The 23365-nt window shown below is 39.6% G+C and carries 25 protein-coding genes; 21 read left to right on the top strand and 4 right to left on the bottom strand.

Annotated elements, in window-relative coordinates; translation table 11 throughout:
- The first annotated feature begins 1 nt into the window (after position 1).
- The 10 genes from cybH (at position 2) to V7124_RS14100 (ending at position 8366) form a co-directional block, all read left to right on the top strand.
- On the top strand, positions 2-796 hold the full coding sequence (gene cybH / locus V7124_RS14055; protein ID WP_335408291.1) for a Ni/Fe-hydrogenase, b-type cytochrome subunit: 795 nt from the start codon (positions 2-4) through the stop codon (positions 794-796).
- Positions 789-1283: a HyaD/HybD family hydrogenase maturation endopeptidase gene (locus tag V7124_RS14060; protein WP_335408289.1), complete on the top strand. Its 495-nt coding sequence runs from the start codon at positions 789-791 to the stop codon at positions 1281-1283. The genes cybH and V7124_RS14060 overlap by 8 nt, the downstream gene beginning before the upstream one ends.
- The gene (locus tag V7124_RS14065) at positions 1270-1701 is read left to right on the top strand and encodes a hypothetical protein (RefSeq protein ID WP_335490029.1); all 432 of its coding nucleotides are present in this window, start codon (positions 1270-1272) and stop codon (positions 1699-1701) included. The genes V7124_RS14060 and V7124_RS14065 overlap by 14 nt, the downstream gene beginning before the upstream one ends.
- Positions 1694-2053 carry a hydrogenase maturation nickel metallochaperone HypA/HybF gene (locus tag V7124_RS14070; RefSeq protein WP_335490032.1) on the top strand — a complete coding sequence of 120 codons (360 nt, stop codon included), beginning with the start codon at positions 1694-1696 and terminating at the stop codon, positions 2051-2053. The genes V7124_RS14065 and V7124_RS14070 overlap by 8 nt, the downstream gene beginning before the upstream one ends.
- A complete protein-coding gene (hypB, locus tag V7124_RS14075) occupies positions 2050-2709 on the top strand; it encodes a hydrogenase nickel incorporation protein HypB (protein WP_335408285.1) in 660 nt (219 codons plus the stop codon). Before V7124_RS14070 ends, hypB begins: the two co-directional genes overlap by 4 nt.
- Positions 2694-4997 (top strand): carbamoyltransferase HypF, encoded by a 2304-nt coding sequence (gene hypF / locus V7124_RS14080; RefSeq protein WP_335490035.1) that lies wholly within the window; start codon positions 2694-2696, stop codon positions 4995-4997. Before hypB ends, hypF begins: the two co-directional genes overlap by 16 nt.
- Positions 4970-5206 (top strand): HypC/HybG/HupF family hydrogenase formation chaperone, encoded by a 237-nt coding sequence (locus V7124_RS14085; protein ID WP_335408280.1) that lies wholly within the window; start codon positions 4970-4972, stop codon positions 5204-5206. The genes hypF and V7124_RS14085 overlap by 28 nt, the downstream gene beginning before the upstream one ends.
- On the top strand, positions 5178-6290 hold the full coding sequence (gene hypD, locus V7124_RS14090; RefSeq protein ID WP_335408389.1) for a hydrogenase formation protein HypD: 1113 nt from the start codon (positions 5178-5180) through the stop codon (positions 6288-6290). Before V7124_RS14085 ends, hypD begins: the two co-directional genes overlap by 29 nt.
- Positions 6290-7291, top strand: a complete 1002-nt coding sequence (hypE, locus tag V7124_RS14095) for a hydrogenase expression/formation protein HypE (RefSeq protein WP_335490038.1) — start codon at positions 6290-6292, stop codon at positions 7289-7291. The genes hypD and hypE overlap by 1 nt, the downstream gene beginning before the upstream one ends.
- A 232-nt stretch (positions 7292-7523) precedes the next feature.
- Positions 7524-8366 (top strand): DegV family protein, encoded by an 843-nt coding sequence (locus tag V7124_RS14100; protein WP_335490041.1) that lies wholly within the window; start codon positions 7524-7526, stop codon positions 8364-8366.
- Between the two features lie 33 nt (positions 8367-8399).
- Here V7124_RS14100 and V7124_RS14105 read toward each other — a convergent pair whose 3' ends face one another.
- Positions 8400-9287, bottom strand: coding sequence for an MBL fold metallo-hydrolase (locus V7124_RS14105; protein ID WP_335490043.1), 888 nt, complete (start codon positions 9285-9287; stop codon positions 8400-8402).
- A 216-nt stretch (positions 9288-9503) separates the two neighbouring features.
- Between V7124_RS14105 and V7124_RS14110 the strand changes: the two genes are divergently transcribed.
- From V7124_RS14110 to V7124_RS14125, 4 genes are all read left to right on the top strand, one after another.
- Positions 9504-11129 (top strand): ATP-binding protein, encoded by a 1626-nt coding sequence (locus tag V7124_RS14110; RefSeq protein WP_335490046.1) that lies wholly within the window; start codon positions 9504-9506, stop codon positions 11127-11129.
- Positions 11130-11280: 151 nt separating this feature from the next.
- Entirely contained in the window at positions 11281-11862 is a 582-nt protein-coding gene (locus V7124_RS14115; RefSeq protein ID WP_335490050.1) for an SCO family protein, read from the top strand.
- A 109-nt stretch (positions 11863-11971) separates the two neighbouring features.
- A complete protein-coding gene (locus tag V7124_RS14120; protein WP_335490053.1) occupies positions 11972-12796 on the top strand; it encodes an SGNH/GDSL hydrolase family protein in 825 nt (274 codons plus the stop codon).
- A gap of 6 nt (positions 12797-12802) precedes the next feature.
- Positions 12803-13381: a YpmS family protein gene (locus V7124_RS14125; protein ID WP_335490055.1), complete on the top strand. Its 579-nt coding sequence runs from the start codon at positions 12803-12805 to the stop codon at positions 13379-13381.
- A gap of 33 nt (positions 13382-13414) precedes the next feature.
- Here the strand turns inward: V7124_RS14125 and V7124_RS14130 are convergent, their stop codons facing one another.
- Complete coding sequence (locus tag V7124_RS14130; RefSeq protein WP_335408264.1) at positions 13415-14164, bottom strand: DUF4397 domain-containing protein; 750 nt, start codon at positions 14162-14164, stop codon at positions 13415-13417.
- A 303-nt stretch (positions 14165-14467) separates the two neighbouring features.
- Here V7124_RS14130 and rsgA point away from each other — a divergent pair, with 303 nt between their 5' ends.
- The 3 genes from rsgA to msrB all read left to right on the top strand — a co-directional run bounded on the left by rsgA (position 14468) and on the right by msrB (position 16616).
- Complete coding sequence (rsgA, locus tag V7124_RS14135) at positions 14468-15538, top strand: ribosome small subunit-dependent GTPase A (RefSeq protein WP_335490058.1); 1071 nt, start codon at positions 14468-14470, stop codon at positions 15536-15538.
- Positions 15539-15700: 162 nt separating this feature from the next.
- Positions 15701-16192 (top strand): peptide-methionine (S)-S-oxide reductase MsrA, encoded by a 492-nt coding sequence (msrA, locus tag V7124_RS14140; RefSeq protein ID WP_335490161.1) that lies wholly within the window; start codon positions 15701-15703, stop codon positions 16190-16192.
- Entirely contained in the window at positions 16182-16616 is a 435-nt protein-coding gene (msrB, locus tag V7124_RS14145) for a peptide-methionine (R)-S-oxide reductase MsrB (RefSeq protein ID WP_335490061.1), read from the top strand. The genes msrA and msrB overlap by 11 nt, the downstream gene beginning before the upstream one ends.
- Before the next feature lie 22 nt (positions 16617-16638).
- On the opposite strand, the gene V7124_RS14150 is transcribed toward msrB, so the two are convergent.
- Positions 16639-17229 carry a DUF502 domain-containing protein gene (locus tag V7124_RS14150; protein WP_335408258.1) on the bottom strand — a complete coding sequence of 197 codons (591 nt, stop codon included), beginning with the start codon at positions 17227-17229 and terminating at the stop codon, positions 16639-16641.
- A 120-nt stretch (positions 17230-17349) separates the two neighbouring features.
- Here V7124_RS14150 and V7124_RS14155 point away from each other — a divergent pair, with 120 nt between their 5' ends.
- From V7124_RS14155 to V7124_RS14165, 3 genes are all read left to right on the top strand, one after another.
- Positions 17350-17547, top strand: coding sequence for a YjcZ family sporulation protein (locus tag V7124_RS14155; protein WP_335408256.1), 198 nt, complete (start codon positions 17350-17352; stop codon positions 17545-17547).
- A 183-nt stretch (positions 17548-17730) separates the two neighbouring features.
- The gene (locus V7124_RS14160; protein WP_335490064.1) at positions 17731-19197 is read left to right on the top strand and encodes an NAD(P)/FAD-dependent oxidoreductase; all 1467 of its coding nucleotides are present in this window, start codon (positions 17731-17733) and stop codon (positions 19195-19197) included.
- Positions 19198-19351: 154 nt separating this feature from the next.
- Entirely contained in the window at positions 19352-20326 is a 975-nt protein-coding gene (locus V7124_RS14165; RefSeq protein WP_335490067.1) for a S66 family peptidase, read from the top strand.
- Between the two features lie 133 nt (positions 20327-20459).
- On the opposite strand, the gene V7124_RS14170 is transcribed toward V7124_RS14165, so the two are convergent.
- A complete protein-coding gene (locus V7124_RS14170; RefSeq protein WP_335408249.1) occupies positions 20460-21824 on the bottom strand; it encodes a TrkH family potassium uptake protein in 1365 nt (454 codons plus the stop codon).
- 188 nt (positions 21825-22012) lie between these two features.
- On the opposite strand from V7124_RS14170, the gene V7124_RS14175 reads away from it, so the two are divergent.
- Entirely contained in the window at positions 22013-23356 is a 1344-nt protein-coding gene (locus V7124_RS14175) for an aspartate aminotransferase family protein (RefSeq protein ID WP_335490071.1), read from the top strand.
- Positions 23357-23365 lie beyond the last annotated feature (9 nt).

Here is a 23365-nt window from a genome sequence, read left to right on the forward strand (position 1 = left end):
AATGGCTGCACCAAAATTACCATATCGCGGGCCGAATCCACCTGACATAAATCTTGAACCGAACTGTGAGAATACGTTTCACCAAGAACGGCCAATTGTTTATAAGCCAGTAAAAAATGAAGTGAGAGCATATGTATGGGAACTGCCGGTAAGAATCTGGCATTGGGTCAATATGCTGGCAATCATTGCCTTGACGGTTACAGGCATCTATATTGGCAAACCAATGACCGCCGCGATTATCCCGGAAGAAGCCTATTATTCGAATTTAATGGGCTGGGCGAGATATATTCATTTCTTTTTCGCCTTTATCTTTGTGATTAACCTTATGTACCGTTTGTATTGGAGCTTTGTGGGAAATAAATTTGCGACATCGAACCCATTTAGATGGATTTTTGTTAAGGAAGTATATGAAGCCGTTAAGTTTTATTTATTCTTACCAAATAAAAAGCCGCACTATGTCGGTCATAATCCATTGGCACAGTTAAGTTACTGGATTTTTATCGGATTGTGCTCATGGATCGTTATGCTAACCGGTTTCTATATGTACTTTGAGCCGCAGCCAGAGTCCTTCTGGGGAAGTCTATTTTTCTGGGTGCCATATGTTTTCGGCGGCGACAGCTTCACCGTCCGCTCGTGGCATCACATAGGAATGTGGGGCTTCCTGTTATTTACGGTCATTCATGTTTATTTAGCATTCCGTGATGACTATCTTGATCGGAATGGCTGTATTTCCTCGATGTTTACCGGATATAAAACAACTACGAATAAGTCAGTTGGTGAAAAGAATAATGACTAGATTACAAGAACCAAAGATTACGATTCTTGGGATTGGCAACACCCTCTTTTCGGATGAGGGTGTTGGCATCCACGTTTTGCCGTTAGTAGAAGAAGAATTAAAGGGCTTCGAAAATATCGAAATCATTGAAGGTTTGACTGATGGGATGCGTTTGCTGGGTCCGGTTGAGGATGCGGAAAATTTAATCATTATTGACGCCATAAATGCTGGGGAACAACCAGGAACCATTATCACATTAGTGGGGGATGAAATACCTGCTTATTTTGGTATAAAGATGTCGGTACATCAGATGGGCTTCCAAGAGGTCTTAATGGCTGCAAAATTAAGAGAGCGATATCCGAAGCAGATTGTTATGTATGGAATGCAGCCTTCCTCCCTTGAATTAGGAGTCGAATTAACCGAAACCAACGAGAAAAAGTTGGTTGAGCTTAAAGATGTGGTCATTAATCAAGTGAATGTTTGGAGAGCAGCTTATGAAACGGCTTGATTTCTTTAAAGAAATGGGCGATGGCTTCTTCCAAACGGTAAAGTCAGTCTATGAACCTTTTATTCAAGATGATTTGGAGAAAATCGAGGGTGCAGCAGACAGGGCACTGGGTATAACCTGGGTTCCGGTTTTGAAAGAAACTGAAATGACTAGCAGCCTTGAAATGAAATTTTTTCAAGGAAAAGCGATGATCTTTGTTTTTCATGAAACGAACATGCAGGCATGGAATGGTATTTGTCCTGTATGTTCGCATATTATTACCTTTTCAACACTATATTCAAGTGGAAAATGTTTGAATTGTCAAAAAGAATTCAATTTTAAGAGTAATACTGGTGACCTACCTTTACTACCACTGCCATTGAAAAAAAAGGATCAAATCTACCATATTGGATTTTTGAAGGGTGATTTTCATGCATGAAATGGCATTAATGGGCGATATCCTTCAACTTGTTCATGAAGATGCAGAAACTAGAGGGATTAAAAAAATCGAAAAAATAGAATTAATTGTTGGGGAAATTTCAAATGCAATGCCAGACGCACTTAGAATGGCTTTTGATATCTTTCGCGACCAAAATCTTCATCTTTTTACTGAAAATGCTGAATTGGTCATTCATATCGAGGAAGCAAAGGCTGCTTGTGTGTTATGTGGGCAGGAATATCGTCCTGATTTGAAAATAGCGCTCTGTCCAAACTGCCATATTCCTTCAGGAAAGGTGCTTGCAGGCGAAACATTCCAAATTCTATCATACGAAGGGAGCAATTTAAGATGAAGGTAGCACTAAGAACAGATGTTTTAACCAACAACAATATAGCAGCAGAGTTTAATCGAGAGCTGTTCACGAGTACAAAAACCTTAGTTATTAACTTGATGAGTTCTCCTGGTGCCGGCAAAACGACTTTGCTCGAGGAAACCGTTCGTGAACTGTCAGGAAAGTATCGGATAGCTGTCATTGAGGGGGATCTTGCTACTGAAAGAGATGCCGATCGTATTCGTGCCATGGGGGCAAAAGCCGTTCAAATCAATACCCACGGAGGCTGTCACCTCGACGCCAGAATGATTGCTGCAACACTCAGTGAATTTGACTTTGATGAAGTTGATATTCTATTTATTGAAAATGTCGGCAATCTTGTCTGCCCTTCAGGCTATGATCTTGGGCAGCAGCATAAAGTAGCAGTTTTAAGCGTTCCAGAAGGCAATGATAAAATCCCGAAATATCCACAGATGTTTATGCGTACTGAGCTGGTATTGTTAAATAAAATCGATTTATTACCATACTTAGATTTTAATGTCGATGAAGCAAAGAGAGACCTATCAGAAATCAATCCACAGTCGACGTTACTGCCGCTTTCGGCACGAACACAAGAAGGGCTGCACGAATGGTTCTCATGGATTGAAGGAGCATATATGCGATGCGTACAGCCGTAAAGGTTGCTGTCAGAGGCAGAGTGCAGGGGGTCGGATTCCGTCCGTTTGTCTTTGGGCTCGCTGACACTTACCTTTTGAATGGTACGGTTCAGAATAATATGGACGGTGTCAAAATTTATCTCGAAGGGGAGTCAATGGCAATCCAACAATTTCTCTCTGACTTGAAAAATAAAGCACCAAGGCTATCAAAAATCAATGAGATTCTCGCGCAAGAAACAGAATTAGTTGGTGTAAACGACTTTAGGATTATTCCGAGCGAGCGAAGCGGCACATCCATGCTCGTGATACCGATTGACTCTGCTGTTTGTGATGAGTGCTTAAATGAAATGAATGATCCGGAAGATTTCAGGTACCAATACCCGGTTATCAACTGTACACAGTGCGGACCGCGCTACACGATTATTGAAGAATTACCCTATGACCGACCATTTACATCTATGAAGTTGTTTCCAATGTGCGAGGATTGCCGAAGGGAATATGATGATCCGACCAACCGACGCCACCATGCTCAGCCAATTGCTTGCCCGAAATGCGGCCCAAAGGTATGGCTGCTTGATCAGAATGGCCATGAACAATTTTCAGTAAGTCCGATTAAAGATTCGATTAAACTCTTAAAACAAGGAAAAATTGTTGCTATAAAAGGAATAGGCGGGTATCACCTGGCATGTGATGCCAGAAATCAAGAAGCAGTAATGGCATTGAGAAGTCGAAAAAGACGTCCTAACAGACCGCTTGCGGTAATGGCAGCATCAATCACAGCAGCACGAGAGTTTGCTGAGATAAGTGTAATGGAGAAGGAATTAGTAACTAGTCCAGAATCACCAATACTAGTACTGAAGAAAAATAAACAGTATCAACTCCCAGAAGGTGTAGCACCAGGGATGGGAACGATTGGTGTGATGCTTCCGTATTCCCCTTTGCACCATTTATTATTTGCTGACCAAGAGCTAACTTGTCTCGTGATGACAAGTGCAAATCCCTCTGGTATGCCGATTCTCTACAAAGATGAGGAAGCATTTCAATACTTAAATGGAATAGCAGATTACTATCTAGTTCATAATCGTGAGATACTTCACCCAGTTGATGATTCAGTTGTCCAAATAAATGATGGCGAGATCGATTTTTTACGGCGATCACGTGGGTATGTGCCAGACCCTTTTTCGACAATTGTCGATGTATCGGGAATTGTGGCGTTTGGAGGCCAGCAAAAAACGACATTTACGATTGGCAGGAATGAACAGATCTTTGTTGGTCCCCATATAGGCGATTTAGAAAATATCGAGACCACCCAGCACTATCAGCAGGAATTAGAACATCTCTTAAAATGGATTGATACACCTAAATCAGTTGCAGTCATTGATGCCCATCCTGGCTATCATGTTCAGAAACTTGTAAAAGAGTATGAGTTCAAGGAAGTCTTAGAGGTCCAGCACCATCATGCCCATATGGCAGCTGTTCTCGACGAACATCATATAGAAGGAAAAGCATTTGGGATTATTCTTGATGGCACGGGATATGGCCTTGATGAGAATATCTGGGGCTTTGAAATCTTCTATGGAGATTGCGCAGAATTTGATAGGCTCGCCCATTTAAAGTATACGCCGCTTCCTGGAAGTGAAAAATGCATCCGTGAACCGTGGCGGAATGCGGCTGCGATGCTGATCTCGCTACATGCTGAAAAAGGGTTACAACTTGCAAAGGCTATTTTTACAGAAAAAGCTTTAGAAATTGAAATCTTAAAAAGAATGATAGAAAACAATATTAACACCATTCAAGCGGGAACATGCGGCAGACTTTTTGATGCCGTAAGTGCCTTGTGTGGGGTTACCAAAGTATCGAGCTATGATGGGGAAGCTGCCATTCACTTGGCAGAGTTGGTTGATGAAAACTTAATCTACAAACCATACCCGTTTAATTTGCTTGAAAAGGATATTTTAACGATTGATTTTTCAAGAATGATAGAAGATATCGCTTTGGATGTATTGGCCGGAAATAACACCGCAAACATTAGCGGCAGGTTTCACGAAACAGTAGTCCAAGCGATTGTTTCAACCATGGAACATGTTTATAGAGATGGAACGAACAGAGACGTTGTTTTATCAGGCGGCAGTATTCATAACCGTTATTTAAGAAAAAGAATCAGCCATGAATTAAGGGGTCGAAATTTTAACGTTTATTTTTCTAAAAAGGTCCCATGCAATGATGGTGGCTTATCCTACGGGCAACTAGTCGTTGCCGCAGCAAAAAGGAGTGTTAAAGAATGTGTGTTGGAGTACCAGCGAAAGTAATTAAAAAGATGGAATATAGTGCTGTTGTCGATGTGATGGGATCACAGACAACGGTTGGAACAATCTTTGTCCCTGAAGTCGCGCTTGGAGATTATGTCATTGTTCATGCCGGGCAGGCGATGAGTATTGTCGATGAGACTTACGCACGAGAAAGCGTGGTGGAATGGAGGAAGCTAATTGATGCTCGAAATTCTGAAACAGTCCAATAACCCAGAAATCTGTAAACCGCTTGTTGAAGCTGTAATTGAAAAAGCGAAAGAGTTTCAGCAAAAATTTGGGCGCAAGCCTGCTTTCATGGAGGTATGTGGTTCCCATACGATGGCGTTAGCTCGAACGGGCGTAAAGCAATGTTTAAAGGAAGATGTCAACCTTATTTCGGGACCGGGCTGTCCGGTATGTGTAACCGATCAACGATCAATTGACGCGATGATTGCCCTAGCGGAAGGGGAAGACAGGATTATTTGTACATTTGGCGACATGATGAGGGTGCCTGGCTCGAATAAAACATTGCTCGATTCAAAGATTGCTGGCAAGGATATCCGTGTCTTATATTCTCCCGTTGATGCGGTTAAGATTGCAGAAGAAAACCCTGATAAAGAAGTGGTTTTTCTAGGGGTTGGCTTTGAAACAACGATTCCCATTCTAACATTGATGATAGGTGAGGCAGAAAAACGAGAAATCCCTAACTTCTCTATTTGGATGACAACAAAACTAGTTGAACCAGTACTTCGCTTCTTATTAGATGCGGGTGAAGTGAATTTGGACGGCTTCCTGCTACCAGGGCATGTATCCATTGTGTTGGGGGAAGATTCTTATCAGTATCTTGTTGATGAATATCGTATTTCCGGTGTCATCACCGGATTTGAGACAGCTGAAATCCTCTCTGGCATATACAAGGGTATTGAGTTGGCATTACACGAAAAAATTGCAATTGTAAACAACCATCCCGCTGTTGTTAGTAAAACCGGCAATCAGGTGATTCATCAATGGTTTGATAAATATTTAACAGAATGTGATGAAGCCTGGCGGGGAATTGGTATAATAGCTAACAGCGGCCTGGATTTGAAGCCGGAATATGATCAATTTAATGCAAAAAAGAGATTCACTGTTCATGTTGGCGAACCTCGAAAAACAAAATGCCGCTGTGGTGAGGTCATCCGTGGGTTAATCTCACCAACTGAATGTTTACTGTTCGGTAGAGCCTGCCAGCCAATGAATCCCATCGGCCCATGTATGGTTTCTGCGGAAGGCAGCTGTGCAGCACACTATCAATACATGAGGGAGAGTTTCTGATGGAACAATATATCAATTTAGCACATGGTGATGGCGGTGAACTAAGCCACCGCTTAATTCGTGATTTATTTGTGGAAGCATTTGGCGACGGGAAAGCTGCCATGTTCGATGCTGCCGAAATCACGTTGACATCTCAGCAAATAGCAGTTTCGACAGACTCGTTCGTTATAAAACCGATATTCTTCCCAGGTGGATCGATAGGTAAATTAGCAGTCGCTGGCACGGTCAATGACCTTGCCGTCAGCGGAGCGAAGCCAGCCTTTCTTACCTGTGGGTTTGTGATAGAAGAGGGGTTTTCTATTTCGGACTTGAAGATAATCGTCTCCGATATGGCAAATGAAGCGAGAAAAACAGGCGTGTCGATTGTCGCAGGAGATACGAAGGTAGTCGAACGTGGAAGTGCAGATGGTGTTTATATCAATACTACCGGTATAGGAATCTATGAATCCGGAATTGGCTGCAGTCTACTATTTGAAGAAGGAGACGCAATCATTGTCACAGGATCCATTGGCGACCATGGAGTTGCTGTCTTGGCAGCCAGGGGTGAATTAGGAATCACGGTACCGATTGAAAGCGATTGTGCTTCACTTAATAGAATGCTAGGTGAAGTACTTCATCATTCGGGCGGTGTGCGAATCATGCGCGACCCGACAAGAGGCGGATTAGCAACAACCCTTGTAGAAATTGCGGAAGACTTTCATATAACGATGAAAATAAATGAAATCGACTTGCCTGTAAAAGAAGAAGTTCACGGGGTTTGTGACTTGTTAGGGTTCGATCCGCTTTATCTAGCGAACGAGGGAAAAGCGATTATCATCGTGTCTAATGAAGAAAAAGAGAAAGTACTTGATATCATACGGGAATTTCCAGAGGGACAGGATGCAGTTATTATTGGTTCAATTACAGGAAAACAAAAAGGACAATTACTATTAGAAACACCACTTGGATCAAAACGCTTATTAAATAGACTATCAGGTACTATGTTTCCGAGAATATGCTAAAAAATGCCCCCATTCACTTTACCGAATGGGGGCCATTTTTTATGTTTTTTTTCTGTTCTTTAGGTTGTGAAATGTCTTGATTATGAAGCACGGTTAAAGTGCTAGGAAACCGGTGTTCTAGGCGCCTCCGCATATTTTGTTCACATTTATTTTACAGAAGTAGGGGGAATTATTTCATATCAGAATCAAGAACATGTATAATACAAAGAAGTAAGCCTAGGGATGTGAGGGAATGAGTAAGATTAAGATTGTAACGGATTCTACTATGGATATGACAAAGGAGATGGCTGATCAACTTGGTGTTGTCATGGTTCCATTGTCTGTTTCAATAAATGGAGAAACCTACCTCGATCGAGTAGATATTCAGCCTAAAGAATTCATTGAAACGATGAAGAGCTTAGAGAATTTACCAAAAAGCTCGCAGCCTTCTGCTGGAACCTTTCTTGAAGTTTATGACCAGATTGGTGCAGAAGGATATGAGGTATTATCCATACATATGACAGGAAAAATGAGCGGAACGGTTCGGTCAGCTCAAAGTGCGGCACAAATGACGAAGACCAAGGTAACCGTGCTTGATTCCAAGTTTATTTCGATTGCCCTTCAGTTTCAGGTTAGAGAAGCGGCTGAAATGGCGAAGCAAGGGAAAAGCATAGAAGAAATCGTTCATCGTCTTGAAAAAGTGCAAGAGAATACAAAGCTGTATATTATGGTCGATACGTTAGAAAACCTAGTTAAAGGGGGAAGGATCGGAAAAGGAAGAGCATTTATTGGTTCCTTGCTTAATATTAAACCGATTGCTTCCCTTGAAGGAGCAGAATATAACCCGGTAACAAAGGTTCGCAGTTACACCCAGGTTGTAAAATTTTTGGCCAAGCAGTTTGCTGAGGATGTGAAAGGAAAAACGATTTCCGGTGTTGGAATTGCACATGCCGAAGCGTTTGAATTATCATCAAAAATAAAAGATGCGATTTTTGAGTTAACTGGATATTCGGATATTCCAATTGAGTATACAGGTTCAATCGTTAGCACACATGCAGGTCCAGGAGCACTTGCCTTAATGTATTACACAGAATAAAACAGGGATGGTGCTTTTTGAGGCACCATCCTCTTATTTTACCGTCAAAATTTCGGACCCTTGAACATCATACCCCAAACGCTGTAAATGTTTACGAATTCCGCTTCGTTCCCATGTCCTAAGAATCAAAGCCTTTTCTAAAATTTTTTTAGGATAGAAGATTCCGGTACTTGTAAGCTCCTCAAAATTCAGTCCCTCACGAATATATTTTTTAATTATTTCATCACGCTGTTCGATAATCGCTAAAAACTTACCCATTGCTTCTGTAAAAACTTGCTTCGTGAAGACGCCTTTTTGATGACCAGTGATGTAAGTATCCACATCCAACTCTAGCAAACGTTTACTTGATGAAATGAATGAATCAATATCCCCATCTGTTCCAAAGTACCATGGTCCAAAGGATGTCATATCGAAATCTCCAACGTAGACGACTCCTAGGTCTGGAAAGTAGGGACTCGTATAACCCTCTGTATGTCCAGGCGTGTGAAGGAAGTGAACCTTGACACCGCTAAAATTATATTCGTCTTCATATTGATAGGTTCCGGAAATTTCCCCAAGGTTTTGCACCCATTCTTTTGGCAGGTGTTTTCGAAGTGCTTCAACACCCTCTGGACCCCATTCTTGGTAGACTCCATTACCTCTCGCAATTCCTTCAATCGTTTGAATCGTTTCAAATTCTAATGGGTTGATCCATTTTTCAGTATTGCTAAATAAATGATTATGCAACGTATGATCCGGGTGGTAGTGTGTATTAATAATCAAATTCACTCCAAACTGATCATCTAATGCCCGAAGTTCAGTTGGGTCTGCCCCAGTATCGATGAGTACCTTATCTTTACTATTAATATACAAGCTTCTTGAAAAAGGAACCTTACTTTCATTTGGACCTTCAATGATCATAAGCGGACCAATCTGTTTCATTTCTATCACCTCTAAATAATTGACTTAATTTTCTGTTTTATAAAATGAATACTCATTCATAATACCATATCTTCTCGTTCCAATAAACCATCTTGCCTTATCGTGAGGAGTCGATAGTAAATTTAAATTTATTGTGAAATTACTCAAATAAATAAAGGAATAACGATTATTTTGTAGAATTTCAAGTGAAAGAATCAACACGAAGGGACAAAGAATATGCCAAAGAAAAAGCAACTCAAGGATCTGCCACTATATCGTAAGCTATTATTATTTTCTTTTTTCATCACTTTAATGATTGTGATTTCAACTGCAGGCTTCGCTTTTATTTTTCATACAAAACAGTTAGAAAGTCAATTAGTAGATCGTGCAAAGGGGCTTGCCTTACTTTGGAGTACGACAATTGATCCCAATGATGTTCAATTTGCCATAGATTCACATGATAAGGACAATCAATATGTAAAGAAACTAAACGAACAAGTCTCAATGGTGAATGATAAAGACTCAAATTATTTAGGCGGAATTATTATAGATGGAAAAATGAACAGTAAAAATCAATTAACTTTTATTTCAATTTCAAAGCATTATGAAGCCTTTGGCCTAGATAACTTTTATCAATACCAGCCAGAAACGGAATTTCTTACAGCCTATAATACCGCCATAAAAGAGAAGATATCGACGAATACCAAAGTTTATCGAGATGAGATAGGGAAGTGGATCACTGCCTTCTACCCGATTATCAATAATAAAGGTGAAGTGATTGCCCTTTTTGCAGTTGATGTCAATGCGACGATTATTGAAACCTTTCAAGAAAAAATTGCCTTCTATCTCATTTTCTCATTTCTTATCTTGAGTATTATCGTATATTTTACATTAAGATGGGGCCTTAAAAAGGCGTTAGCACCCGTACATGAAATCGTTTCAGGTATTAATTCCGTTAGTGCAGGAAATTTTAATGTAAAGCTTAACATTACAGAACAGGCGGATATGATGGAGTTAAGTGATAAATTCAATCATATGACTGAAAAACTTTCAGTTTTGTTTGAACTACTGTCAGATACGAGTAAGGAATTAGGCTCTAATCCTAATACTCCTAGCAATATGCACAGAATTGAAGAAGCGATTGAAGAAATGGATAATATCATTGCGAAAACTAAAATACAAAAGGAATTGCAGCGGGCAGAAAAAATGAATGCAATTGGGCAGCTCGCAGCATCTGTTGCTCATGAAATCCGCAATCCAATGACAGTGGTCAGAGGATTTTTGCAAATTTTCCTAGCCAAAGAGAATTTTAGTTCACAAGAATTAATGTATGTACAACTAATGATTGATGAATTGAACCGAGCTGAAACAATTATCCATGATTATTTATCGCTCGCAAAACCTGACCTTGACCAAATTGAAAAAGTCGATGCGAATGAATTGTCTCATAAAGTCATGGATTTAATGAGTTCTTTTGCGCTAATGAAACCGAATATTACGCTAAATACCGATTTTGCTTGTGAAATAGTTTTGAAAGGAAATAGCAATGAATTAAAGCAGGTATTAATAAATATTGTCAAAAATGGTATCGAAGCGATGCGAAGTGGCGGTGTACTAATTTTAAAAATTTATAAACAGGAAGAGTTCGGAGTCTTTGAGGTGACAGATACAGGGATTGGAATGTCATCAGATGAATTGGAAAGATTAGGTACGGCTTTTTATTCACTAAAGGAAAAAGGAACTGGAATGGGTCTAATGGTTTGCTACCAAATTGTAGAAAGTATGAAGGGGCATATTGATGTCATAAGTGAAAAAGGAAATGGAACAACCTTTAGAGTTTTTATTCCCTTGTGGATTGAATAAGGAACAGGATAGTGCCATTTGCACGATCCTGTTTTTTGGGTAAATCAATAGTAAAAACGGGGGTTATCGATTAATAAACCGATTGCTTTTCTCTTTCATGAAACTTTGTTACACTTATCACGAAAAGAAAAAGCTGTCGGGGGATATTTTTATGAAAATTCATTTATCATTTTTATTTATGATCATTATGGCTGTGTTGCTTCTATCTGCATGTGGACAAAAGGGGATTGAGAATCCGCTAGATTATCCAGTAAATGATTTTTCTGCGGTTACAGAAGAGAACATACCGTTTGAAAAGAAAAATTTAGACGGAAAGATTTGGGTGGCCGATTTTATTTTTACTAATTGCGCAGATGTTTGTCCGCCGATGACAGCCAATATGACCAAGCTGCAAAAAATGGTGGCAGATGAAGAGTTGAAAAATGTTGAGTTCGTTTCCTTTAGTGTCGATCCAACCATTGACACACCTGAAATACTTTCAGCTTATGCAAAAAATTTCGGGTTAAATACAGACAATTGGACCTTCCTAACAGGCTATTCACAAGAGTTTATTGAAACGTATGCAAGAGAAACTTTTAAAACGTTAGTGAAAAAGCCGCAAGAGGGTAATCAAGTCATTCATCAGACATATTTTTTCTTAGTAGGACCAGATAGTAAAGTGAAAAAAATTTATGATGGGTATAAAGAAGTCCCATATGATGAAATGCTCGATGATATAAAAGCGTTGCAATAGACCTTTTTAAGAGGGTCTATTTTTTTGGGAATGACTAGGATGTAGGACCAGCATGTTTTGAATTTTTAATGACATGTTATAATATCATTAGGTAGAGGTGGTGAATAAAATGAAAAAAGTTATCACCCTTCTCCTTCTTTCGACTTTTTTCTTAAGTTCTTGCAGTCAATCCAATCGCTGGGAATTGCACAAAGAGCGCACGGCATCAGCTGTCGTTTTTGAAGAGGTTCCTGTCGATTTTGTCCCACAGGAAATAAAGATTATTTCTGCTGGTGATTCCTTAACAGAGGGTATTGGCGATAGTACAAAAACAGGAGGATACCTGCCTTACTTAAGAACTTTGCTCGAGGAAGAAAAGGGGATTAAGGAAGTTGATTTCTATAATTATGGTGTAAAAGGTAATCGAACGACACAACTTTTAAAAAAGCTGCAACAAGACGATATTACCGACACGCTATCTACAGCTGATTTAGTGATTTTGACAATTGGCGGCAATGACATCATGAAAGTCGTTAAGGATAACATTTCAAATCTCCAGCTTTCCGTCTTTGATAAGGAAAGAGAAGAATATACAAGAAATTTATACGAAATCATGAATACGATTACGCAAGTAAATCCCGAAGCTTTTATTGTGTTAGTTGGAGTCTACAATCCTTTTTCACAATGGTTTTCTAATATTTCGGAGCTAGATCAAATCGTTACAGATTGGAACATCGCCAGCCAACAGGTTGTTGCAAATTATGCGAACGCCTATTTCGTGGGTATTGAAGATTTATTTAGGGATCCAACAGAAAGTCTACTGTATACCGATAACTTTCATCCCAACGATAAGGGCTATAAATTAATTGCTGAGCGTTTGAATGAAACCTTAGAAGAACGAACATTACCTGATCTCGTTAAGAAGGCGTATTTGGTCAGTAAAGAGGAGAATTAGCTTTCTATGAAAAATAAGTGGAAAAGGGGATTCTTTCTATTATTAGGGTTAAATGGTCTTATAGTTATCATTCTTTTAACTTTAATCATGATTCCTGCAGGTGAAAAAGGAAAGATTCAACAAAATATACCAGATAACGAAAGTGTTTCTTTTGAAGTTAAATCAAATAAAGCCGATTTAAATCGATTAATAAACCAGTATATTAAAAAGGAAGCAGCCGATTCACCAATTGAGTATAGCGTCCGCCTAGAGGATGAGGTGGAGTTATACGGGACATTGCCATTCTTTAGTCAAGAAGTAGATTTAAAACTCACCTTTGAACCAGAAGCACTAGATAATGGAGATTTGGTTTTGAAGCAAAAGTCAATTTCGGTTGGCAGCTTACCTTTACCTGTTTCCTATGTCCTCAAATTTATCAAAGAAAATTACAAGCTCCCAAAAGGAGTAGACATTCAGCCTAATGATAAACTTATCTATGTAGAGATGAAGCAATTAAAGCTCAAGAGTGATGTGAAAATAAAAGCAAATAGGTTCGATTTACTAAAAGATGATATAGCGTTTACGATACTCGTACCTGTTGAATAAGGTGACTCACATAAATGTGGGCCACCTTATTTTTTAATCTTTTAAGATCATTGCTTGTAATGTTGCTGGGTCTTCTTTGGAAAGACCAATCAATACAATTGTGTATGTTTCATTCGGTCGGAACTGTGCTTTTGGCATTGGGAGGACAACTTGTTTTGTTCCAGCCTCTCTTACCTCTAAATCTACTGTCATTGGCATGATTCCTAAATAGTTCGTTGCCTGCTTGTAGGTGATGTTCGGAAAGACAACATCTCGATCTTTAACGGCAATATCCAATGTCCCAGTATCTGGCGATAAATGCAAAAAGCGTATTTTTGATTCATTTGGCGGCACTTCTGGTTGTGTAAGGTAGGGGAGCAAACGCATTTTTTTTACAGAGTCGATAATGGCTAGTGTATATGATTTTCCAGGGTCAATGGTAATCTTCTTATTGAGGACACTATCTACAGAATTTCCAGTTGGATAGATATCAATATGATGCTTTCCAGGCTTTAATGGTAAATAATTACTTGCAACTTTGAATGGAAGGTGTTTCACTTTCATTTGCCCATTAATATAAATGTCAACATCGGGGGCATCAGGTGAGGTGTGAAGGAATCTAACTTTCCCATCAACTCGTGTTTGCTGGGTGTTGCGCAGCAGGATCGCTTTATTCATGTATTTTAAATGTTTCAAATAATACTGCATGTGTAGGTTTGGGTTCGAATATTTAACATTGTGAGCTAATATATCGTACATCGCGGCCCTTTGAAGATAATCCGAATGATTTCCATTTTCAGACATACCCATCGCTCCTTTCTCGTTCTTTATAACTTAATTTATTCATGCATGTTTAGGTAGGTGTCTATTTTGGGAGTTTTTGTTTACAAATGGATATTAATAACATATACTTAATACAAATATGTCGGAAGGCGGGTGAAGTGTAATGGTAAATGAAAATACGTTAATTGTCGTTGATTTCAATATCGTTTGCACAGCCCGCAGGTTCACCCATTAGGGGAATCTATACCCATTTTTCCTTTGTGAAGTAAACCATGGGCTGTGTTGCCTATGTTTTTTTATTTTACAATTTTTGGAGGAATATGGATGAATTTACTAACATTTGGATTAACTGAAAAAATAAATAACGATTTCTTAACATTAAAACAAAGTGAAGAAATGATAATCGGCCGTGTTGCCTTGGAACATAAGCATATGTATCGTGTCTGGACCGAGCATGGCGACTTGCTTTGTGAAGTGTCAGGAAAATTTAATTTTGAAGCATTAAGTCGTGAAGATTACCCTGCAGTTGGAGATTGGGTGATGTTAAAGCCACGGGCAGATGAAGGAAAAGGGACGATTTATACTGTAATGCCTCGGTTTAGCAAATTTTCACGGAAATCTGCTGGCAGAACCGCTGAAGAACAAATTGTTGCTGCGAACGTGGATACTGTCTTTCTTGTCAATTCACTCAATGATGACCTAAATTTAAGAAGAATCGAGCGCTATCTGCTGCTAACTTGGGAAAGTGGGGCAAATCCAGTTATTGTGTTGAGTAAAGCAGACCTTTGTGAAAATCTCGAGGAAAAGCTGGTGGAAGTTGAAGCAATCGCATTTGGCGGAGTGCCGGTTATTCCAATTAGTGCAGAGCAGATGAGTGGAATCGATCAGCTTGCTCCATACTTACAGCCTGGAAAAACGGTCGCTTTGTTAGGATCGTCAGGAGTGGGAAAGTCGACCTTAACCAATCGGTTATTAGGTGATGAGAAAATGGCCGTAAAAGAAATTCGTGAAGGTGATGACAAAGGGCGCCACACCACTACCCATCGCGAACTGATTCAACTCCCAAATGGCAGCGTGTTAATTGACACCCCAGGAATGCGCGAATTGCAGCTGTGGGAAAGTTCAGAGGGTTTAACAGAAACGTTCTCCGATATCGATGAATTGGCAGAAAACTGCAGATTCAGAGATTGCAAACATATTGATGAGCCTGGCTGTGCCGTCGTTTTGGCGATTGAAGAAGGCACGCTCCCAGCTGGACGGCTAACTAGCTATAATAAGCTGCAAAAAGAACTTGCCTATATCGAAAGAAAAGCCGACAAACGTGCCCAAACTGAAGAACAGAAAAAATGGAAGAACATTGCGAAACAAATGAAAAATAAAAAGAAAATTAAATAGATGAAGGTGTAGCCGAACCCGGAGACGTGGTTCGGCTTTTTCAGTCAGCAAATTGTATTTCTTTAAAAAGATTCGGTATACTCATACTCAGAAGCAAGTAAATTCTAAAGGGGTGGGAACGTGGAAGAAAAAGCTACATTTGCTGGAGGCTGTTTTTGGTGTATGGTGAAACCATTTGATGAGCAGCCAGGAATCATTAGTGTCATTTCTGGATATACAGGCGGTCACGTCGAGAATCCTACATATGAGCAGGTTTGTTCTGAATCAACGGGGCATTATGAAGCTGTCCAAATTACTTTTAATCCCGAAATTTTTCCATATGAAAGACTACTTGAGCTCTATTGGCAGCAAATTGATCCAACCGATCCGGGTGGTCAATTCTACGACAGAGGCCAGTCTTATCAAACAGCGATATTTTATCATAATGAAAAACAGAAAGAGCTTGCGGAACAATCAAAACAGACTCTTCAAGGTAGCGGGCGCTTTACTAAACCCGTTGTAACGCCAATTTTACCAGCGAAAACGTTCTATCCAGCGGAAGAATATCATCAGCATTACTATAAGAAGAATCAAGCTCATTATGAAAGATACCATATCGGTTCAGGGAGAGCAGGATATATTAAAGCACACTGGGAGGAGAAAAATGAAAAATAAAGAACAATTAAAAAAAGAATTATCACCAGTCCAATATGAAGTAACCCAAAATAATGGCACCGAGCCGCCGTTTCGGAATGAATACTGGAATGAAACGAGAGACGGGATATATGTAGACCTCGTTTCTGGAAAGCCGCTGTTTAGTTCTCTTGATAAGTTTGACGCTGGCTGTGGCTGGCCGAGTTTCACCAAGCCGATTGTCGAGGAAGAAGTTCTAGAAAAAGAAGATAGAAGCCATTTTATGGTTCGGACGGAAGTGAGGAGTAAGACAGCGGACTCCCATTTAGGCCACGTTTTTAATGATGGTCCTGATCCAACAGGTTTACGGTACTGTATTAATTCTGCAGCCTTACGGTTTATTCCGATAGAAAAGCTTGAAGAGGAAGGCTACGGAGCATATAAAAAGCTATTTGACGAAGAATAAAAGCCGCGATTCGCGGCTTTTTCTATTTGCTATTTACTTTTGAGGTGGAGGTCATGCCACCAGATAAGATAAATTTCATTGCATCTTCAGGCTTAACATCAATAATTTCTACTTGCTCCTTCGGAATTAAAAAAGTAAAACCAGCAACCTGAAAAGTTTGCGGTATATAGACAGCTACATGATCCTTTAGCGGACTGTAGAAATTCTCCAACTGTTCAGATGTAACAAACCCCATACTGCGCATTTCGGTACCAGGAATTACCACAAGTGCCACTTTCGAAAAAGATTTTTTCTCACCGAGGAAGGATTGGACTGTATCTTTAATAACGGAGTAGATGGTCTTTACAACAGGGATCTTTTCCAGCCACCGATCAATCAGTTTAACAATGCTCCCAGTAATGAATTTTGTTGACAACCAGCCGAGCAGAGTGATTAAAACAATCGTTGTCAGCAAACCAATACCAGGGATGTAATCATCCTTTAAGTAAGGTCTTAAAGTATTTCCTAGCAAACCATCGAGAAACAAAAAAGTTTTATAAATAACAAAGATTACTAGAATGATTGGGACAATAGTTAAAATACCGTTAACAAAGCTTTTCAATAAAGTTTTCAAAATATCACCCTCAGATTTTTATCATTGATTCTCATAATATAGGCGAATGCACAGACAGGTCAAGTACCTATATCATAAAGTAAAAGTGTTAACAACAAAAACTCGAAGGAGTGAATAGGTATGTACGGACATTATGGTCATGGTTTTGGGCAAGATTGCGGTGGATTAGGTTATGCTGCACCAGCAGTAGGAGGATGTGGTTTTGGCTATGCAGCACCAGCAGTCGGAGGATGCGGATTTGGTTATGGTACCGGCACTTTCGTATTAATTGTAGTATTGTTTATTCTATTAATCATCATCGGTGCAAGTTGGTGCTAAACCCAAAAAGACTCAGGTGAAAAGCCTTGAGTCTTTTTTTTGTTATTTTCAAAAAAAGAGTAAAACACGAACATTTTTAATTAAAAATTGTTAATAGTTCGTTTCTATTGTTGACTGAAGGGTGAAACTCTGATATATTTACCAAGGGTTAAGTAAATACATACGTCTTGGAGGTTTTGGACAATGGAAAATAGATATGATGTTATAGTAGTGGGTGCAGGCCCAGCAGGAATATTTACCTGCTATGAACTTTCACTAAAAATGCCGAATGCAAAGGTGTTATTAGTGGATAAGGGGCATGATATTTATCGGAGAAATTGTCCAATTTTAGAAAATAAAATTGAAAAATGTCCCCCAGCAGCGGGAAAAAAAGAGTATGCAGGATGTCTGCCGGCTTGTTCGATCACCAGCGGCTTCGGCGGTGCTGGCGCTTATTCGGATGGAAAGTTTAATATTACAAGTGAATTCGGCGGTTGGATGACGGATTATCTACCTGATTCTCAAGTTGTCGATTTAATTAAATATGTGGATGAAATTAATTTAAGCCACGGTGCAACAGAAAGTATTACCGATCCGCTTACTGATAACGTGAAGGATATCGAGCGTCGAGCTTTTGCGGCTGGATTAAAATTGTTGCGCGCACAGGTCCGTCACCTTGGAACAGAGCAAAACTTAGAAATAATGAAAAGTATCTTTGAATACTTAAATGATAAAGTGGAACTGTCTTTTAAAACAGAAGTGGATGATCTTATTACTGAGAGAACATCAGATGGACACACCATTAAGGGAATTAAGCTAAAAGGTGGACAAGAACTTTTTGCCGACAAAGTAGTCATTACCCCAGGTAGAGATGGCTCAAAATGGTTAACTGAAATTCTGAAGGCCCGCCGTCTGAAAATGACTAGTAATCAAGTTGATATCGGTGTACGAGTGGAGACTTCTGACATTGTTATGAAGGAAATCAATGATAATTTGTATGAAGGAAAATTTGTATTCAATACATCCGTAGGAACAAGAGTACGGACGTTTTGCAGCAATCCTTCTGGACATGTTGTCGTTGAAAATCATTCTGGTATCATGCTTGCCAATGGCCATGCTTACAAGGACCCGAAGCTAGGAAGCCCAAATACGAACTTCGCCTTATTGGTATCACATACATTTTCAGAACCTTTTGATAAGCCAAACGAATATGCTCACGAGGTATCACGTCTTGCAAACAGCCTTTCAAATGGAGGCTTAATCGTGCAAAAGTATGGAGATATTTTAAAAGGCAGACGTTCAACTGAAAGAAGGATTAAAGAGGGATTCATCGAGCCAACATTAAAAGAGGCTGTTCCAGGTGACCTTGGTCTAGTTCTTCCATATAATACGCTTAAAAGTTTAATTGAAATGACAGAGGCATTGAATCAGATTTCACCAGGATTAGCTTCAGAGCACACATTGTTCTACGGAGTTGAAGCAAAATTCTACTCTGCCAGACCGAAACTTAATGACCGTTTTGAATCTGAAATCAGCGGCTTGTATGTCGGCGGTGACGGCGCAGGAATCACACGCGGTCTTGCACAAGCAAGTGCATGCGGGGTCTGGATTGCAAGAGATATCATTAAAAAAACAACACCAGATCGTAAAAAAGAAGTAGTCATGGCATAACCCGCTAAAATTAGCGGGTTTGTTTTTTGAAGAAGGCAGATTTGGGGAGAACCGGATATATCTCCGATCCGCCTTACCGTATTGCACGCTGAACACTTCAAAACACTACCCTTAATCTGATAAACTATCTAAAAAAGGAGGTTTCACACTTATTATGCTGCCTAACCGATTATCTCCTGGGGATGAAATCAGAGTGATTGCGCCGTCAACGAGTATGGCGCTTGTAAAAGGAAAGCAAGTGGAAATCGCGACTCAACGGTTGAACCAATTAGGATTCACTGTCACTTTTGGTAAACATGTCGATGACCATGATGAATTTTTCACGACTTCAATTGAACAAAGGATTGAAGATTTACACGATGCGTTCAAAGACCCGAACGTAAAAGGGATTTTAACTGCCCTCGGTGGCTATCACGCAAACCAGTTGTTAACCCATATTGATTACAACCTTATCCAATCAAATCCTAAAGTTTTTTGCGGATATAGTGACATTACCGCATTAGGTGCAGCCATCTATAAAAAAACGGGTTTAATTACCTACTCCGGACCGTTCTTTTCAACGTTTGGTGTTAAATATGGTTTAGATTACACCATTCAATCTTTTTTAGAAGCTGTTACGAATGATGCACCATATGAGGTGAGTCCGTCCGCTACATGGAGTGATGATAAGTGGTACCTTGACCAAGAGGAAAGAACCTTTGTGGAGCAGGACAACTATATGGTCATCCATGAAGGTGAGGCAGAGGGAACACTGATTGGTGGAAACTTAAGTACGTTACACCTCCTACAGGGAACGGATTACATGCCTTCACTCAAGGATTCGATTCTTTTTATCGAGGAAGATGATGAAGCGCATATACATTCCTTCGACCGGGTTTTACAGTCAATCCTACAGTTACCTGATGCAAAAGGAATAAAGGGGATACTTATTGGGAGATTTCAAAAAGACTCAAACGTAACTGAAACAGCGATCAAAAGAGTCATCGAAACAAAAAAGGAACTGAATCATATACCGGTAATTGCAAACGTTAATTTCGGACATGTGCAGCCGCTGGCGACGATTCCGATGGGAGCAAGAGCATCAATTTCAGGAAATGGTACAACGACTGAAATTACAATCTACTCATGAAGAAAAGAAATTTTTAAACTTAGTTTACTGTCCAGCGCAAGCGGCCCTAACGGCTAGTGTCCTTCGCTCTCCNNTTTCCTTTATCTCAGTTGCTCCAGGCCATACGCCGCTGACCAGGGCGCTTCTGCTTTTCTTATCCTATCGTAACCTTCTCTTTAGGGAAATGGATCTTTTCCTGACTAGTATCTTTGCCTCTTAAAATCAGTAAACACGTAACAATCCCGACCCTTCCGATAAACATCAGAAGGATGATCAAGATTTTCCCAAAGGTTGTTAACATAGGTGTTAAGCCCATCGATAAGCCATTGGTACCAAACGCAGAAGTAACTTCAAAAATAACTTGAATAAGGGTACCATCTTCCGTAATTGAGAGAATTAATATCGAAACTAAGCATAGAGTAGCTGCTGTCGAAACCACGATAAAGGATTTTATTATATCCTGGCTATGGAGTTCTCTTCTAAAAATTTTAATAGAGCCTTTTCCGCGTGCATAAAAGAATATGGCGAGCAAAACAATTGCGAACGTTGTAGTCCGAATTCCACCCGAGGCACTGCTTGGAGAACCACCGATAAACATCAATATTGACATAAATAGCTGATTACTTGTGGTAAAATCATTTAAATCCATTGTTGCCAACCCAGCACTTTTGGTGGTGGTAGAATTAAATAGAGAATAGAAAAGTACTTCATGCCATGATTTATCAGCAAAAAAGTGATAGCTATCTAGTAAATAAATAATAATTCCACCAACTAAGGTTAAGATAACAAATGTTGCAGTTGTCAATTTCGTAAATAAAGTGAAATGATACCTTCGCTTAACCTTCAGACTTAAAAAGAATTCATACACCTCGACAATCACAGGAAAGCCGATTGCTCCAATAATCATTAATAAAATTACCACCGTTTGTACAAAGTAGTCGTTGCTAAACGGAATTAAAGATCCCCCTGTAATATCAAATCCAGCATTCGTGGTAGCACTAATGGAGCCGAAAAATCCATGCTTAAAAGCTGATAAGGGGCTGTCAAAGTATTTTAAAAAGCGTAATCCTAAAATAATGCCCCCAATGATTTCAAATGAAATGATGATAATAAAAATCCGCTTTGCCAGCTGGACTAATCCAGATAAATTGGATTGATTTTGGTCCACCATGATTAGTTGGCGTTCCTTTAATCCTACTTTTTTCCCGATCATGATCCATAGGAAGGTACTAAGTGACATTACACCTAATCCGCCTAATTGAAGAATAAAACATAAGAGAACTATTCCGAAATTATTAAATGTATCTTTTAATGAGATTGTACTTAGACCTGTTACACTTACTGCACTTGCCGATGTAAATAAAGCATCGATAAAACTAAGTGATGCATTTTCTTTATGAGCTAAAGGTATTTTCAGGAGTAAAGTAGAAATGATTAATGCAGATAGGTAAAAAATAACGATTAATTGAATCGTTGATAGTTCTTTCTTTTTTAATGAATGCTTTCTTGTAATATTCATTTGATCCATCCTTATGTAAATCTACATGTAATTTTATAGTAACTGTCGGTAAAAGTAAAAGATAGTTTTCTTGCGAAAATTTTCTAACGACTTAAGGCATAATCAACAGAGAACGAATTACTTTAATTAAGATGAAAGTATTAAAAACCTCGCTCATACAATGAACTAAAAGGGGAAGTGGTGTCAGGTTGGAACGTTCGTTTCTTATAAAACCATTACTCGATGAAACCTTGCCGATGATTGACCATGGTAAAGGGATTTATTTGTATGATAGCGAAGGTAAAAAATATCTTGATGGTTCCTCTGGTGCTGTAACCGCTAACATTGGCCATGGCGTTTCAGAAATTATCGAGGCGATGGAGGAGCAGGCGAAAAAAGTCTCGTTTGTGTATCGTTCGCAATTTACGAGTGCAAGTGCTGAGAAGCTGGCAAAAAAGATTGCAGAAATTACTCCAGGGGAGCTTAATTGGTGCTTTTTTGTTAACAGTGGTTCTGAAGCGGTAGAAACGGCTATGAAAATGGCCATCCAATATTGGCAAGAAAAAGGAATTCAAACAAAAACGAAAGTGTTATCCAGATGGGTCAGCTATCATGGTATTACTCTAGGAGCACTTTCGTTGTCCGGACATACCGGGAGAAGAGCACGATTTGTTCCGTTGCTTGAGGATTTCCCAGTCATCAATCCCCCTTACTGCTACCGCTGCCCTTATGGTCTCGAGTCACCCTCCTGCGGTCAGCTTTGTGCACAGGAACTTGAACAGGCGATTAAACGAATCGGTGCTGACCATATTGCCGCCTTTATTGCAGAACCAGTCATCGGTGCAGCGGGCGGCGCGATTGCTCCCCCTAAGGATTATTTTAAAGTCATTAAAAGGATCTGTGATGATCACGATATTCTATTTATAGCGGATGAGGTAATGACAGGTTTTGGGCGAACAGGATCGATGCTGGCAATGGAACAGTATGATGTTATTCCTGATATCGTGGCTTTAGGGAAAGGGATGGGTGCAGGGTATGCCCCGATTGCAGCTGCAGTTGCAAGTGAAAAGGTAATTGAACCGATTTTAGCGGGAACAAAAGTAGTTATGAGCGGACATACCTTAAGTGCCAACCCGCAATCCTGTGCCGTTTCTCTGGCGGTACTTGAATATCTGGAAAAAAACAAGATTGTCAGTCATGTAGACTCCAAAGGGGAATACCTCAAGAACATGTTACTTCAATTAAAGAATCAGTTTTCCTTTATCGGTGATATTCGTGGGAAGGGTTTATTGCTAGGAATTGAATTTGTTGAAGACACAGCCACGAAAACTCCCTTTCCAAGAAAAGCGCTTGTTACCCAAAGAATGATTGCTATTGCAAAAGAAAATGGACTGCTCATTTATCCAGCTGGAGCTGGTCTTGATGGTGTCAATGGTGACGCCATCATTATCTCACCGCCATTGACGATCACAAAAGATGAAATTAAGGAATTGGTATCATTATTGGCAAAATCGTTTGAAGTGTTTTCAAAGCAACTGAAATCCGACGATTGATGGGTGGTG

Origin of the sequence: Neobacillus niacini (genome assembly GCF_036961885.1) — a bacterium.
Classification (GTDB): domain Bacteria; phylum Bacillota; class Bacilli; order Bacillales; family Cytobacillaceae; genus Neobacillus; species Neobacillus niacini_H.

What these genes read in the sequence shown, in the direction of transcription:
- cybH (WP_335408291.1), top strand. Translation starts at nt 2, where the DNA reads ATGGCTGCACCAAAATTACCATATCGCGGGCCGAATCCACCTGACATA.
- V7124_RS14060 (WP_335408289.1), top strand. Translation starts at nt 789, where the DNA reads ATGACTAGATTACAAGAACCAAAGATTACGATTCTTGGGATTGGCAAC.
- V7124_RS14065 (WP_335490029.1), top strand. Translation starts at nt 1,270, where the DNA reads ATGAAACGGCTTGATTTCTTTAAAGAAATGGGCGATGGCTTCTTCCAA.
- V7124_RS14070 (WP_335490032.1), top strand. Translation starts at nt 1,694, where the DNA reads ATGCATGAAATGGCATTAATGGGCGATATCCTTCAACTTGTTCATGAA.
- hypB (WP_335408285.1), top strand. Translation starts at nt 2,050, where the DNA reads ATGAAGGTAGCACTAAGAACAGATGTTTTAACCAACAACAATATAGCA.
- hypF (WP_335490035.1), top strand. Translation starts at nt 2,694, where the DNA reads ATGCGTACAGCCGTAAAGGTTGCTGTCAGAGGCAGAGTGCAGGGGGTC.
- V7124_RS14085 (WP_335408280.1), top strand. Translation starts at nt 4,970, where the DNA reads ATGTGTGTTGGAGTACCAGCGAAAGTAATTAAAAAGATGGAATATAGT.
- hypD (WP_335408389.1), top strand. Translation starts at nt 5,178, where the DNA reads ATGCTCGAAATTCTGAAACAGTCCAATAACCCAGAAATCTGTAAACCG.
- hypE (WP_335490038.1), top strand. Translation starts at nt 6,290, where the DNA reads ATGGAACAATATATCAATTTAGCACATGGTGATGGCGGTGAACTAAGC.
- V7124_RS14100 (WP_335490041.1), top strand. Translation starts at nt 7,524, where the DNA reads ATGAGTAAGATTAAGATTGTAACGGATTCTACTATGGATATGACAAAG.
- V7124_RS14105 (WP_335490043.1), bottom strand. Translation starts at nt 9,287, where the DNA reads ATGAAACAGATTGGTCCGCTTATGATCATTGAAGGTCCAAATGAAAGT.
- V7124_RS14110 (WP_335490046.1), top strand. Translation starts at nt 9,504, where the DNA reads ATGCCAAAGAAAAAGCAACTCAAGGATCTGCCACTATATCGTAAGCTA.
- V7124_RS14115 (WP_335490050.1), top strand. Translation starts at nt 11,281, where the DNA reads ATGAAAATTCATTTATCATTTTTATTTATGATCATTATGGCTGTGTTG.
- V7124_RS14120 (WP_335490053.1), top strand. Translation starts at nt 11,972, where the DNA reads ATGAAAAAAGTTATCACCCTTCTCCTTCTTTCGACTTTTTTCTTAAGT.
- V7124_RS14125 (WP_335490055.1), top strand. Translation starts at nt 12,803, where the DNA reads ATGAAAAATAAGTGGAAAAGGGGATTCTTTCTATTATTAGGGTTAAAT.
- V7124_RS14130 (WP_335408264.1), bottom strand. Translation starts at nt 14,164, where the DNA reads ATGTCTGAAAATGGAAATCATTCGGATTATCTTCAAAGGGCCGCGATG.
- rsgA (WP_335490058.1), top strand. Translation starts at nt 14,468, where the DNA reads ATGAATTTACTAACATTTGGATTAACTGAAAAAATAAATAACGATTTC.
- msrA (WP_335490161.1), top strand. Translation starts at nt 15,701, where the DNA reads ATGGTGAAACCATTTGATGAGCAGCCAGGAATCATTAGTGTCATTTCT.
- msrB (WP_335490061.1), top strand. Translation starts at nt 16,182, where the DNA reads ATGAAAAATAAAGAACAATTAAAAAAAGAATTATCACCAGTCCAATAT.
- V7124_RS14155 (WP_335408256.1), top strand. Translation starts at nt 17,350, where the DNA reads ATGTACGGACATTATGGTCATGGTTTTGGGCAAGATTGCGGTGGATTA.
- V7124_RS14160 (WP_335490064.1), top strand. Translation starts at nt 17,731, where the DNA reads ATGGAAAATAGATATGATGTTATAGTAGTGGGTGCAGGCCCAGCAGGA.
- V7124_RS14165 (WP_335490067.1), top strand. Translation starts at nt 19,352, where the DNA reads ATGCTGCCTAACCGATTATCTCCTGGGGATGAAATCAGAGTGATTGCG.
- V7124_RS14170 (WP_335408249.1), bottom strand. Translation starts at nt 21,824, where the DNA reads ATGAATATTACAAGAAAGCATTCATTAAAAAAGAAAGAACTATCAACG.